Origin of the sequence: Streptomyces sp. JH14 (assembly GCF_029428675.1) — a bacterium.
Lineage (GTDB): Bacteria > Actinomycetota > Actinomycetes > Streptomycetales > Streptomycetaceae > Streptomyces.
Genome location: NZ_JAJNEL010000001.1, coordinates 5,930,051 through 5,943,696 on the forward strand (window position 1 = coordinate 5,930,051; position 13,646 = coordinate 5,943,696).

At 70.4% G+C, this 13,646-nt stretch carries 11 protein-coding genes; 7 read left to right on the plus strand and 4 right to left on the minus strand.

The window, feature by feature from the left end; translation table 11 throughout:
* Positions 1-60: 60 nt before the first annotated feature.
* On the minus strand, positions 61-2,244 hold the full coding sequence (gene glgX, locus LRD69_RS26700; RefSeq protein ID WP_277329082.1) for a glycogen debranching protein GlgX: 2,184 nt from the start codon (positions 2,242-2,244) through the stop codon (positions 61-63).
* Positions 2,245-2,601: 357 nt separating this feature from the next.
* Between glgX and LRD69_RS26705 the strand changes: the two genes are divergently transcribed.
* Together LRD69_RS26705 and LRD69_RS26710 are read left to right on the plus strand one after the other, a co-directional pair.
* Complete coding sequence (locus LRD69_RS26705) at positions 2,602-3,834, plus strand: SAV2148 family HEPN domain-containing protein (protein WP_277329083.1); 1,233 nt, start codon at positions 2,602-2,604, stop codon at positions 3,832-3,834.
* Between the two features lie 71 nt (positions 3,835-3,905).
* Positions 3,906-4,646 (plus strand): 3'-5' exonuclease, encoded by a 741-nt coding sequence (locus LRD69_RS26710; protein ID WP_277329084.1) that lies wholly within the window; start codon positions 3,906-3,908, stop codon positions 4,644-4,646.
* A 529-nt stretch (positions 4,647-5,175) separates the two neighbouring features.
* On the opposite strand, the gene LRD69_RS26715 is transcribed toward LRD69_RS26710, so the two are convergent.
* Both LRD69_RS26715 and LRD69_RS26720 read right to left on the minus strand, forming a co-directional pair.
* The gene (locus tag LRD69_RS26715; RefSeq protein WP_277329085.1) at positions 5,176-6,084 is read right to left on the minus strand and encodes a sulfurtransferase; all 909 of its coding nucleotides are present in this window, start codon (positions 6,082-6,084) and stop codon (positions 5,176-5,178) included.
* 240 nt (positions 6,085-6,324) lie between these two features.
* Positions 6,325-7,191, minus strand: coding sequence for an aminoglycoside phosphotransferase family protein (locus tag LRD69_RS26720; RefSeq protein ID WP_277329086.1), 867 nt, complete (start codon positions 7,189-7,191; stop codon positions 6,325-6,327).
* A 125-nt stretch (positions 7,192-7,316) separates the two neighbouring features.
* Between LRD69_RS26720 and LRD69_RS26725 the strand changes: the two genes are divergently transcribed.
* The 5 genes from LRD69_RS26725 (at position 7,317) to LRD69_RS26745 (ending at position 12,570) form a co-directional block, all read left to right on the plus strand.
* Positions 7,317-8,285, plus strand: coding sequence for a sugar ABC transporter permease (locus LRD69_RS26725; RefSeq protein WP_277329087.1), 969 nt, complete (start codon positions 7,317-7,319; stop codon positions 8,283-8,285).
* Positions 8,282-9,121: a carbohydrate ABC transporter permease gene (locus tag LRD69_RS26730; protein WP_277329088.1), complete on the plus strand. Its 840-nt coding sequence runs from the start codon at positions 8,282-8,284 to the stop codon at positions 9,119-9,121. The genes LRD69_RS26725 and LRD69_RS26730 overlap by 4 nt, the downstream gene beginning before the upstream one ends.
* Positions 9,121-10,425, plus strand: a complete 1,305-nt coding sequence (locus LRD69_RS26735; protein WP_277329089.1) for an extracellular solute-binding protein — start codon at positions 9,121-9,123, stop codon at positions 10,423-10,425. Before LRD69_RS26730 ends, LRD69_RS26735 begins: the two co-directional genes overlap by 1 nt.
* Before the next feature lie 304 nt (positions 10,426-10,729).
* A complete protein-coding gene (locus LRD69_RS26740; RefSeq protein ID WP_277329090.1) occupies positions 10,730-11,932 on the plus strand; it encodes a S8 family peptidase in 1,203 nt (400 codons plus the stop codon).
* An 89-nt stretch (positions 11,933-12,021) separates the two neighbouring features.
* Positions 12,022-12,570 carry a DUF1697 domain-containing protein gene (locus tag LRD69_RS26745; RefSeq protein ID WP_277329091.1) on the plus strand — a complete coding sequence of 183 codons (549 nt, stop codon included), beginning with the start codon at positions 12,022-12,024 and terminating at the stop codon, positions 12,568-12,570.
* 87 nt (positions 12,571-12,657) lie between these two features.
* Here the strand turns inward: LRD69_RS26745 and LRD69_RS26750 are convergent, their stop codons facing one another.
* Positions 12,658-13,485 carry an ATP-binding cassette domain-containing protein gene (locus LRD69_RS26750; RefSeq protein WP_277329884.1) on the minus strand — a complete coding sequence of 276 codons (828 nt, stop codon included), beginning with the start codon at positions 13,483-13,485 and terminating at the stop codon, positions 12,658-12,660.
* Positions 13,486-13,646: the final 161 nt, after the last annotated feature.

A 13,646-nucleotide genomic window follows, 5' to 3' on the forward strand; every position in this document is an offset into this window, starting at 1 on the left:
ACATCGCAGCCGCCCGATCCATCCGGACGAGCGGTGGACTCCGCCCCACCGCGCCCACTTCTACGCCGGCCGCTGCAGTACCGCCATGCTCCGCCCCACCAGCCTCACCCTGTCGCCCGCCGACACCTTCGGCCCCGCCCCCGGCCGTACTCCGTCCGGGCTCGCCGTATCGACCACGATCGCCCACTGCCGTCCATGGTTCACCGGAACGGAGAACTCCAGCGTGTCGGCGCTCGCATTGAACATCAGGAGGAACGAGTCGTCGGAGATCCGTTCGCCGCGCGGGCCCGGCTCCGAGATCGCGTGCCCGTTCAGAAAGACCGTCAGCGCCTTGGCGTGCGCCGCCTGCCAGTCCCGCTGCGTCATCTCACGGCCTCCGGGCGTGAACCAGGCGATGTCCGACAACTCGTCGTGCGTGCCCTCCACCGGCCGCCCGTGGAAGAACCGGCGGCGCCGGAAGACCGGGTGGTCACGGCGGAGCCAGACCATCGCACGGGTGAACTCCAGGAGGCTGCTGGCGGCGATGGAGTCCGCACCGCCGTCGTCCCCGTCGATGTCCTCGCCGACATCCTCGTCCTCTGCACCGGCCTTCTTCGGCTCCGGCCAGTGCACCCACGACAGCTCGCTGTCCTGGCAGTAGGCGTTGTTGTTGCCCTGCTGGGTGCGCGCGAACTCGTCGCCGTGACTCAGCATCGGCACCCCTTGCGACACCATCAGCGTGGCGATGAAGTTTCGCATCTGCCGCTCGCGCAGCTCCAGCACCCCCGGCTGGTCCGTCTCGCCCTCCACGCCGCAGTTCCACGACCGGTTGTGGCTCTCGCCGTCCCGGTTGCCCTCGCCGTTCGCCTCGTTGTGCTTGTCGTTGTACGAGACCAGGTCGTGCAGCGTGAACCCGTCGTGGCACGTCGTGAAGTTGATCGAGGCGAGCGGCCGCCGGCCGTCGTCCTGGTACAGGTCCGAGGAGCCCGTGAGCCGACCGGCGAACTCGGCGAGGGTCCGCGGCTCGCCCCGCCACAGATCCCGCACGGTGTCCCGGTACTTGCCGTTCCACTCGGTCCACAGCGGCGGGAAGTTCCCCACCTGGTAGCCGCCCTCGCCCACGTCCCACGGCTCGGCGATCAGCTTCACCTGGCTGACCACCGGGTCCTGCTGCACCAGGTCGAAGAACGACGACAGCCGGTCCACCTCGTGGAACTGCCGGGCCAGCGTGGCCGCCAGGTCGAAGCGGAAGCCGTCCACATGCATCTCGGTCACCCAGTACCGCAGCGAGTCCATGATCAGCTGGAGCACGTGCGGCGACCGCATCAGCAGCGAGTTCCCGGTGCCCGTGGTGTCCATGTAGTACCGCTGATCGTCCGCGAGCCGGTAGTACGAAGCGTTGTCCAGGCCCCGGAACGAGAGCGTCGGCCCCAGATGGTTGCCCTCGGCCGTGTGGTTGTAGACCACGTCGAGGATGACCTCGATGCCCGCCTGATGCAGCGCCCGAACGGCCTGCTTGAACTCGCTCACCTGCTCGCCGCGGTCCCCCCGGGAGGCGTACGCGTTGTGCGGGGCGAAGAAACCGATGGTGTTGTAGCCCCAATAGTTGGCGAGCCCCGCGTCCGCCAGCCGGTGGTCCTGGACGAACTGGTGCACCGGCATCAGCTCGATCGCCGTGACCCCGAGCTCCGTCAGGTGCGCGATGACCTCCGGATGGGCGAGCGCCGCGTAGGTGCCGCGCAGCTCCTTCGGCAGCCCCGGATGGAGCATCGTCAGGCCCTTCACATGGGCCTCGTAGATCACCGTGCGGTGGTAGTCCGTACGGGGCCGCCGGTCGTCGCCCCAGTCGAAGTACGGGTTGACCACCACCGATGTCATGGTGTGCGGCGCCGAGTCGAGGTCATTGCGCGCGTCGGGCCGGCCGAACGGATAGCCGTACACCGCCTCGCCCCACCGGATCTGTCCGGAGACCGCCCGCGCGTACGGATCGAGGAGCAGTTTCGCCGAATTGCAACGGGTGCCGCGCTGCGGCTCGTACGGTCCGTGCACCCGGAACCCGTACCGCTGACCGGGCATCACCCCTGGCAGATAGGCATGACGGACGAAGGCATCGGTCTCTCTCAGCTCCACCGCCGTCTCGGAACCGTCGTCGTGCAGCAGGCACAACTCGATTCGGTTGGCGGCCTCCGAGAAGACCGCGAAGTTGGTGCCGACGCCGTCGTACGTGGCACCGAGGGGATACGCCTGTCCCGGCCAGACCTGCATAGATATGACTCTTCCACTTCTGATCCGGGTGCTGGGGGCACTTGGGACCGACCGGCCAGATCTTCCCCGAAAGAGTGGCCCGCACCTAGGACGTCGGCCGGTCCTGTCAACATCGGTCCACTCCATGCCGCCCGGAACCGGAATCCGAGAACCTGACCGGGTCACATGTCCGGTATGCGATCCTGAGAAGGATGCTCAATCACTATGAATCGGCTCACTACGGCACATCCTGCCACGGGGAACAAGCCTTGCTCATGGGGGAGTTGAGAAAGGAGCCTGTGCATCCGGCTGCACCGGATCCCGCTTGCGGAGTACCCTTCCTTGATCATTGGTGGGGGAGCGGAAGGCGGTGCGCGGGTGAGCTCGGGAGGGTTCGAGCTGCCCCCAGGTGACCCAGGTCACGAGGGGGAATCCGTCGACGCCCCGCCAGGGGCGGTATCGCTTGCGCAGCCCATGGAGATCGGCGCCGAACTGGGCTGGGGCGCGGAGGCCTGGAGCGAGGTCCGGACCCGGGCCCAGCGTGCCGGGCGGGCGTACATCTGGCTGAATCTGGTCGAGCAGCGACTGCGCGCCGTCGTCGCCGCGGTGCTCCTGCCCATCTACGAACCGGTGCACGGCGAGGACTGGGTGGTCGCCGCGGCGGGCCCCGCCGGGCAGGAATGGGTGCAGCGGGCCGTCGCCGTGCGCGAGGTCTCCCGCCGTAAGGGCTACCTGCTCGACCCGGCGGACGACAATGTGCTCAGCTTCCTCACGCTCCCGCAGCTGCGGGAGCTGATGATCCAGCACTGGCCGTGCTTCGAGCCGTACTTCGACGACCGGCGCGACGTCGAGCTGGCCCTCGACGAACTGGAGGTCGCCCGCAACGTGGTCTCCCGCAACCGCGCGCTGAACGAGGCCGTTCTCGCCCAGGCCGAGCGTGCCTCGGCGCGGCTCCTGGAGATCCTCGGAAGCGGCGCCGCGGTCCCCTCCGCCGACCGGCTGCCGGTCGACGCCGTCGAGGAACTGGTCGGCGACCGGTATGCGGATGTGGTCTCGGTCCACCCCGACCGGGTCCGGCTGCAGCGCCAGCTCCCCGCCGAGGACCTCTTCGGCGGTTCGCGCCGCCTCGACGCGATCGGCATAGGCCTCAATCTGCTGGTGCAGAACTTCTCCGGCCGCCGGCTCGTACGGCTGGCCGAGTCGGGCTGCCGGATCCGGCTGCTCTTCATCAACCCGGCGAGCAGCGCGGTCAAGCGCCGCGAGCGGGAACTGGGCCTCAAGAAGGGCGAGCTGAGCCGGTCCGTGGAGATGAACATCCTTCATATGCGCCGGGTCCGGTCCAAGCTCCGTGATCCGGGTGCCTTCGAGATCCACGTCTTCGACGAGACACCGCGCTTCACGGCCTACCTGGTGGACGGTGACGGCGCGGACGCGGTGGGCGTGGTCCAGCCGTATCTGCGGCGCGCACGCGGCATGGAGGCGCCCGTGCTGGTGCTGCGGGGCGGGGGCCGCGCGGTGGTCCGGGCGGGACAGGACAACGAGCACGGGCTCTTCGAGACCTACCGCGAGGAATTCGAGTCCGTGTGGACGGACTCGCGCCCGGTCTCCTGAGGTCACCGCTGTCAGTGGCGCATGGCAGGGTGGTCATCACCTGGGGGAGAGCACCACGAAGGAGGTACGGGATGAGCTGGCACCGCGAGGCACTGGTCGGCTTCGACCTGGAGACGACGGGCACGGAGCCGCTGGAGGCGCGGATCGTGACGGCCGCGGTCGTCGGCGTCGACGGCAGGGACGAGGAGCCGGCGCGACAGCACATCTGGCTGGCGGATCCGGGGATCCGGATCCCCGCGCAGGCGTCGGCGATCCACGGCATCAGCAGCGAGCGGGCAGCGGCGGAGGGCCGCCCGGCACGCGAGGTGGCGGACGAGATCGCCGAGACGCTCACGGGGTACTGGCGCCGGGGGGTGCCGGTCGTCGCCTACAACGCGGCCTTCGATCTGACGCTGCTGACGGCGGAGTTGCGCCGCCACGGGCTGCCGTCGCTGAGCGACCGGCTCGGCGGTGACGGGATCGGTCCGGTCGTCGACCCGTACACGATCGACCGGGCGATCGACCGCTATCGCAAGGGCAAGCGGACGCTGGAGGCGGTCTGCGTCGAGTACGGGGTGGTGCACGGCGGCGCCCATGACGCGGGCGCGGACGCGCTGGCCGCGGTGCGCGTGGCGTACGCGATAGCCGAACGGCACGGCTCGGTGGCCGCGCTGACGGCGTCCGAACTGCACGAGCGCCAGATCACCTGGTACGCGGAGTGGGCGTCCGACTTCCAGTCCTTCCTGCGCCGCAAGGGCACCCCGGACGCGGTGATCGACCCCCACTGGCCGCTCCGGGAACCAGCCGCTGTCCTGGCCCCGACCACTGACTGATACCGGGTCGCTCCGGCCCTCGCCCGGTCGGGCCCTGCAAGGCGGCCGGACGGAAGCCCGCTCGATCGGCATGACCGGGCCGTGCGACGGAATCCACCTGCACAGCCACAGGGCCCGGAAGCCGGGGCGCTCGTCATCCTCGACGGCACGAAGGCGTTGACGGTCACCTCCTCGATGGCAGGAGGGTGTTGACGGTCACCTCGTGCACCGCCTCCGGCTCGCACTGCGCGCTTGCGTTCGCGGGGTGCGTCACCGGCCGAGTCGCGATGCGTCGGGCTTCCGCCGAGGACGGTGAGGAGCACGGGCAGGTCCGGCAGTTCGGTGGCGGTGGTGGTGAGCGGGTTGCCTGCGAGGACCGTCAGGCCGGCGCGGTGGCCGAGTGCGATCCGCCCTGCCTCTCTCGGGGTCGGGCCAGAAGGCCTGCATTAACTCGCCGTGGGCGCGTGACGCCGACCGTGCGGTTCTGCTCGGCCCCCGCCAGGACCACCGGCGATTCCAGGCGCGGCGGCAGCCCGTGAACGCCCGTCACTCATCGGACAACGTCGTCGGGACCGACGGCTCGGTGGTCCTCCGTACCAGGGCCCGTCACGACCGGCAGGCGCGAGGGGAGACCCCACTCGCTCCAGGAACCGTCGTACACGGCCGGCTCGGAGTAGCCGGCCAGTTCGGCTCCCAGGGCCAGCACGCAGGCCGTGACCCCCGAACCGCAGCTGAGGATCAGCTTCTCCCGGTCTCCGGCGAGCGCCGCGAACGCCATGCGCAGCTCGTGTGCCGGACGCATCCGGCCCTCGTGCTGGAGTTCACCGAAGGGCAGATTCACCGCCCCGGGCATATGGCCACCGCGCAGCCCGGGGCGGGGCTCCGCGACCTCGCCCGTGAAGCGCTCCCGGGTGCGGGCGTCGAAGACGGCCGATGCGGGGTCGGCCAGTGCTGCCATCACCTGGCCGCTGCCGACGAACAGCCCGGGGCGGGGCCGGGCGGTGAAGCTGCCGTGCGGGCCGCGGTACGCGGACTCCTCGTTCTCCATCGGCAGCCCGGCCGCGTCCCAGGCGGGCAGGCCGCCGTCGAGCACCGCGGCCCGGTCGAACCCCATCGCCCGCAGCATCCACCAGGCGCGGGCGCTGGAGTAGATGCCCGCGCCGTCGTAGACGACGACCGTGCTGCCGTCGTCGACGCCGAGGGAACTCAGCTCCTCGGTGAACCGGCCGGCGTCGGGCATCGTGTGGGGCACGGCGACCGAGTGGTCGGACAGTGCTCCGTCGATGTCGAAGGGCCGCGCCCCCGGTATCCGCTGTCCGGCGCCCCGGTGCGCGCCCACGGAGGCGTCAAGGACCACAAGTCCGGGCGTGCCGAGCCGCTGCGCGAGCCAGTCCTCGTCGACCAGCGGGCCGGGCAGGGTGAGGCCGACGAGCCTCTGGTTCGGGTCCGGACTGCTCATGGGTGCCCTCCTGGGTCTCGATCGAACGCCGTGGCTCATCTCATCGAATCAGGTGCCCACCGTCTCCGTGCCGGCGGCCGCCGTCGGTGCGGCCGGTCATCGCACAGGACGCCACCCGGTCGTCTGAGAGGCGGGTACGAAGCGGTCGCCCCGGTGCCGGGGCGCGTCGGAGTCGATCCGCATCCTCGGACCCGTCCGGCGATCGAGGACACATCGGCCGCCGGACGACCCCGGCGACACCTAGAACGGATACCACCGCACCGCCGCGTCACCCTCCCGCAAGGACGCCACCCTGCGCCGGAACTCCGCGAGCGCCTTCGGGTTGCCCGGCGCGTGCTGGGCAACCCAGGCGCAGCTGGCCGTCTCCCGGGCCCCCCGCAGCACCGCGCAGCCGTCCCACTCCCGTACGTCCCAGCCGTACGCGGCGGTGAACGCGTCGTACGCCTCCGCCGCGAGCCCGTACCGGTCCCGGGACAGCGCGAGGACCACCAGATCGTGCTCGCGCAGATCCGCGGAGAATGTCTCCAGGTCCACGAGAACCGGCCCGTCCGGACCGACATGGACGTTGCGCGGCAATGCATCACCGTGGATCGGCCCCGGGGGCAGATGCGGCACCAGCGCCGCCGCGGCCGCCGCGAACCCGTCGCGCCGCTCACGCAGATACGAGGCGTCGGCCGGATCGATCGCGTCGCCCGCGAGCTGCAGCCACCGCTCCACACCGCTCAGCAGCTCCCGCCGCGGCAGCGCGAGCCCGTCCGGGGCGGGCAGGGCGTGGACCAGGGTGAGCAGCGGCGCCAGATCCCGCGGTTCGGCGGGCCGCACCGCGTCGGGGAGCCGGTGCCAGACCGTCACCGGGTGGCCCTCGACCACGCGCGCCTGCGGCTCCGCCGCCCGCACGGCGGGGATCCCGGAGGTGGCCAGCCACTGCGCGACGGCCACCTCGCGCTCGGCCCGGCTGCGCAGTTCCGGGTTCTGCACGGCGTTCCGGCCGACCTTGACCACCAGGTCGCCCACGGCGAACACCGCGTTCTCGCCCAGCGCGATCAGTTTCGCGCCGTCGGACAGTCCGGCAGCGGTCAGGACTTCGCGCGCACGCATCTCGTTCATGGTCCGATTTTCGCATCCGCGCAGGCCACCTTGACGAACCGACGACCCGTCAGCACCATGGCGGAGGCCACCTGAGCGGCCAGGACTGGATGAAACCGATCCAATGACGCAAGGGGGTCGAATTCATGACGTTGGCGAATGCAACCGTGCGATCCGGGCAGCAGGGTCCGTCCGGCAGCCGATGGCCCAGGCAGGGAAGACAGGGCGGACGGGTTCCGCGGATCGACCGGAACGCCGGCACCTGGTTCCTGGTGCTGCCCGCCCTGATCCCGATCCTGATCCTCAGCGTCGGCCCCCTGCTCTACGGCATCGCGCTGGCGTTCACCGACGCCCAGTCCGGCCGCACCCGGTCCACCCAGTGGGTCGGCGGGCTGAACTTCCAGGACCTGCTCCATGACGCCCTCTTCTGGGACTCGTTCCGGATCGGCCTCGTCTGGGCGGTCGGTGTCACCGTCCCGCAGTTCGTGCTGGCCCTGGGCCTCGCCCTCCTGCTCAACCAGAACCTGCGGATGCGCTGGCTGGCGAGGGCTCTCGCGATCATCCCGTGGGCGATGCCCGAGGTGGTGGTCGGCATCATGTGGCGGCTCGTCTACAACCCGGATGCGGGCGTCCTCAACGAGACCATCCGCGATCTGGGACTCGGCGACGGACGCGACTGGCTGACCGGCCTCGCCACCGCACTGCCCGCCGTGATCGTCGTCGGCGTCTGGGCGGGCATGCCGCAGACCACCGTCGCGCTCCTGGCCGGCCTCCAGAACACCCCGCACGAACTCCACGAGGCGGCCGCCCTGGACGGCGCGGGCGCCTGGCGCCGGTTCCGTACCGTCACGTGGCCGGCCCTCCGACCGGTCGCGCTCTCCATCACCGCCCTCAATTTCATCTGGAACTTCAACTCCTTCGCCCTGGTCTACGTCCTGACCAACGGCGGTCCCGGCGGACGGACCCGGCTTCCGATGCTCTTCGCGTACGAGGAGGCCTTCCGCTACGGCCAGTTCGGCTACGCCGCGGCGATGGGCTGTGTGATGGTCGCGGTGATCTCCGTGGTCCTCGCCCTTCATCTCGTCGGCCGGCTCAGGGGAGGCGAGGACCAGTGAGTCTCCGTAGCAGCAGATCCGCCCGTGCCGGACAGTACGCCGCGCTCCTGGCCTACCTCGTCTTCCTGGCGTTCCCGTTCCTCTGGCTGATCTCCACCGCCTTCAAACCGGCGCGCGAGCTGGGGTCCCTGCACCCCACCTGGATTCCCGAGCATCCGACCCTGGACAACTTCCGGCAGGCCTTCGACGAGCAGCCACTGCTCCGGGCCGCCGCCAACTCGCTGGTCGCCGCGCTCTGCGCCGCCCTGATCGCGGTCGTCATCGCGACGCCCATGGCCTATGCGATGGCCCGGCAGCGCTCCAGGCTGTCGGCGGCCGCCACCGGCTGGGTCGTGGTCAGCCAGGCGTTCCCGTTCGTGCTGCTGATCATTCCGCTCTTCCTGATCCTCAAGAATCTGCATCTGATCAACACCCTGTGGGGGCTGATCATGGTGTACGTCGTCTGGGCACTGCCCTTCGCGCTGTGGATGCTGGTCAGCTACGTCCGGGCCGTGCCGCCCGAACTCGAAGAGGCTGCCTCGGTCGACGGCGCGAGCCGGCTGCGCACGCTCGTCTCGGTCACCGTCCCGCTGCTGGCCCCCGGAATCGTCGCCACCGCACTCTTCGCGTTCATCACCGCATGGAACGAGTTCTTCTTCGCGCTCGTCCTGCTCAAGACCCCGGAGAAGCAGACCTTGCCGGTCGTACTCACCCACTTCCTCGGCGCGGAGGGCGCGGCCGAACTCGGGCCGCTCGCCGCCGCCGCATTCCTCGCCACCCTGCCCTCCCTCGTCCTCTTCGCGGTCATCCAGCGCCGGATCACCGGTGGCATGCTCGCCGGGGCGGTGAAGAGCTGATGCGCGCACTCGTACGGACGGCGGCCGCCGCGGTCACGACGCTGGTCCTGCTCCTGACCGGCTGCAGCGGGGGCGGCGGCACGGACGCCAACGGGAAGATCCGGCTCCGTTTCCAGTCGCTGGCCTGGCAGAAGGAGTCCGTCGACGCCAACAAACAGCTGGTCAAGGAGTGGAACGCCACCCACCCCGGCATTCAGGTCGAGTACGTCCAGGGCAGCTGGGACAGCGTCCACGACCAACTTCTCACCTCCTTCGAGGGCGATGAGGCACCGGACGTCATCCACGACGCCTCCGACGACCTGGCCGACTTCGCGTACGGCGGCTATCTCGCCGATCTGCGCACCCTCCTGCCCGGCCGGCTGACCGCCGACATCCCCGAGCAGAGCTGGCGGACCACGACCTTCGGCGACGGCGTCTACGGAGTGCCGTTCCTGCAGGAGCCCCGGGTCCTGATCGCCAACTCCAAGATCCTCAAGGCCTCCGGGGTCCGCATCCCGACCGCCGGGAAGCCGTGGAGCTGGGACGAATTCCGCCAGGTCGCCAAGGAACTGACGGGCAAAGGGGAGGGGAAGGCGACGTACGGCGTCGCCTGGCCGCTCAAGGAACCCGTCTCCGTCACCCTCAACCTCGGCCTCTCCAGCGGCGGGCAGCTCTTCCACCGCGGAGCCGACGGCAGGGTGACCATCCGTTTCGACGCGGGCGACCAGGTCATGCCCGGCACCATCCGGGATCAGGTCAACAGCGACCACAGCGCCGCCCGCACCGCGCTCGGCATGGGCGGATCAGACACGCTGCCGGGGCTGTTCGGCGGCCGGTACGCGATGGTTCCGCTGGGGTTCTCGTACCGTCAGCAGGTTGTCGAGCAGGCCCCGAAGGGGTTCGAGTGGACGGTTCTGCCCGCGCCGGCGGGCAGCGACGGGACCGCCCAGGGGGTGAGCCCGCAGACCCTCTCCGTCGCGCAGGCCAGCCCGCACAAGAAGGCGGCCGTGCAGTTCATCGACTTCCTGCTGCGTCCGCAGAACATGGTGCGCCTGGCGCAGGGCGACTGGATGCTTCCGACCGGCACAGCGGCGCTCGCGGATCCGGCGCTGCGCACCGCCGAGAACGGCTGGGCGACCGGCGCGGCCCTGGCGAAGGGACTGCGCCCGGCGCCCGCCCAGTCGGTGCGCGGGTACCCCGAGTGGAAGGACAAGGTCGCCACGCCCGCGCTCCAGGAGTACTACAGCGGGGCGATCGACCGGAAGGAACTGGAGAAGCGCCTGGTCGATGACGGGAACCGGGTCCTGGCCCGCTATCAGCGCTGACCGGTGAACCGGCCCGGGCGGCTGCGGACCACGATCAGCAGGTGGCGGACTCCGCTCTGCGGGACGGGAGCGCTCCCGCGGCGCGGACCGCCCAAGTTGCGTGCAGGTGCGGGCCGTTGGAGCGTGCTGACCGACTTGGCCATCGGTGGGCCGATTTCTTATTACGAAACCTTGTTGAGTAAGTCACAGCTGCATGAAGGGGTTGATCTGAGCGCGTCAATCGGCCAGGGTTTCGAGCCAGCCCCCGGAGATTTTCCGGCCGGGGCCAATCCCCCCACAAAGAATGACGAGGAGATCCCTCTTCATGGCCATGCACAAGCGCACACCTCGGACCAGGCTGACCGCCGCGATCACCGCGGTGGCCGCAGCCGCCGGAGTCACCCTGCTGGGCACGTCCTTCGCCGGAGCCGCACCCGCTCCCGCGACGGGAACGGTCTACGGCGCGGACGCGGCGACCGCCGTCTCGGGCAGCTACATCGTGTTGCTGGACCGGAAGGCGGACAAGGCGAAGCTCGCCGAGGAGTACGGCGGCACGCTGAAGCGCACCTACAGCTCCGCCATCAACGGCTTCTCCGCCAGCGGTCTTTCGCAGACCGAGGCCGAGCGGCTCGCGGCCGACCCGGCCGTCTCCAAGGTCGTCCAGAACAAGAAGTTCCACATCGACGCCACCCAGGAGAACCCGCCGTCCTGGGGTCTCGACCGGATCGACCAGACCGAGACCGCCGGCGACCACGCGTACACCTACCCGGACAGCGCTGGCGACGGTGTCACGGCGTATGTCATCGACACCGGTGTCCGCGTCACGCACAAGGAGTTCGGCGGCCGGGCGAGTTCGGGCTTCGACGCCGTGGACAACGACGACAGTGCCGACGACGGCAACGGCCACGGAACCCACGTGGCCGGAACCATAGCCGGTGCGACGTTCGGCGTCGCCAAGAAGGCGAAGATCGTCGCCGTCCGGGTCCTCGACGACTCCGGCTCGGGCACCACCGAGCAGGTCGTCGCCGGCATCGACTGGGTCACCGCGCACCACGAGGGGCCGTCCGTCGCCAACATGAGCCTCGGCGGCAGTGCCGACCCGGCTCTCGACGCCGCGGTCCAGAAGGCCATCGCCTCCGGAGTCACCTTCGCGGTGGCTGCCGGAAACGAGTCCGCCGACGCGGGCGAGGGCTCCCCGGCCCGGGTCCCCGAGGCCATCACGGTCGCCTCGTCCACGGTGGGCGACAAGCAGTCGTCGTTCTCCAACTACGGCGCGGTCGTGGACATCTACGCCCCGGGCTCGGACATCACGTCGTCATGGAACGACAGCGACGACGGGACGAACACCATCTCCGGAACGTCCATGGCGACCCCGCACGTCGTCGGGGCCGCCGCCGTCTATCTCGCCGGACACCCGGACGCCACCCCGGCGGAGGTCGCCACGGCACTCACCGACGGCGCCACCCCCGACGCGATCTCCGATGCGACCGAGGGCACGCCGAACAGGCTGCTGAAGGTCGTCGAGTAGCAGGTACCCACCGAAACGGCGGCCGCCGCGCCGTCCCCCACGGGGCGCGGCGGCCGCACACCTCGGGCGGACCGTCCTATGGTGTTCCGATGACCACCTCATATGCGGCGCTGTTGCGCGGGATCAATGTGAGCGGCCACAAGAGGGTTCCGATGGCCGAACTGCGCACACTGCTCACGGAGCTGGGCCACGGGGATGTCCGTACCTACCTGCAGAGCGGCAACGCCGTCTTCAGCAGTAGGTCGGACGACGAGGACGCGCTCACCGCACAGCTGGAACGGGCCATCGAGGACCGGTTCGGCTTCTTCGTCCCCTGTCTGATCCGCAACGGCCCCTATCTCGCGTCCGTCGCCGACGCCTGCCCGTTCGCGGCCGCCGAACTCGAGGGCAAGCAGCTGCACGTCACCTACTTCGACCGCCCGGTGGACGCCGCACGCTTCGCCGCGATCGAGGCCGACGCCTTCCTGCCCGAGGAGTTCCGGCTCGGTGACCGCGCGCTCTACCTCTACGCACCCGACGGACTCGGCCGCTCCCGGCTTGCCGAAGCGCTCCACCGCCCCGCTGTCACCAAAGGTCTCACCGCCACCTCACGCAACTGGAACACCGTCGTAAAGCTCGTGGAGATGACACGCGAGTGAGCCGCCGCCCGCAGTCGCCCCGTCCACCCCGGTCACCGAGGGGCCCCGCGGCGACGAGCGACGGCACACGGACGCGTGTGACCGCCCTCAGCCGCGGCTGACGCGCTGCGCACGCGCCGTCCACCTGCCGTCCGAGCGGGCGATCCGGACCGGATGCCCGAAGCAGTCGCTGACCCGGTCCGTGGTGAGCACCTCGTCGGCCGGCCCCGAGGCCACTATGCGCCCCGTGCGCAGCAGCATCGCATGCGTGGTGGAGGCGGGCAGCTCCTCCAGGTGGTGCGTGACCAGGACCGTCGCCAGCTGCGGATGCTCCGAGCGCAAGGTGTCCAGGGCGTCCAGCAACTGCTCGCGGGCGGCGAGATCCAGACCTGTGGCCGGCTCGTCGAGGAGGAGCAGCCGGGGCCGCGGCATCAGCGCGCGGGCGATGAGCGTACGACCCCGCTCGCCCTGCGAGAGCGACGGCCAGCGCGAACCGGTCTTCGCCTCCATGCCCAGCATCTTCAGCAACTGGTCGGCCTGTGCCCGCTGTTCGACGCTCGCGGACCAACGCGGCACCGGCTCCACCGAGTTGGTCAGACCGGTCAGCACCACGTCGCGCACCGACAGCGGCGAACGCAGCGGATGCCGGGGGTTGACGTGCCCGAGCAGGGTCCGCAGCTCGCGCAGGTCGACCCGGCCGAGCGTCCGTCCCAGGATCTCCACCGACCCGTCGGTGGGATGGGTGACCGCGCCGAGGAGTCCGAGGAGCGTACTCTTCCCGGCGCCGTTGGCGCCGAGCAGTGCCCAGTGTTCACCGCTGCGCACAGTCAGCGAGACCGAGTCGAGCAGGAGGCTGCCGTCCCGGACGAGACGGACGCCGTCGGCCCGGATCACCGGCACCGGCGCTGTGGGCGGGACAGATGCGGTCGTCGAGATGGTGGTCACCGGTACTCCTTCATCCGGGGCGCGCGCCTCCAGGCGGCTCGTGTCCTCGGTGAACAGGCGGATCGCCGCAGCCTTGCGGTTCTCCGCGGGATGGACGGGCGAACCCGTGCCGGGGGTCGGGCACAGAGGCGCGAGCGATTGCAGCAGCCGGG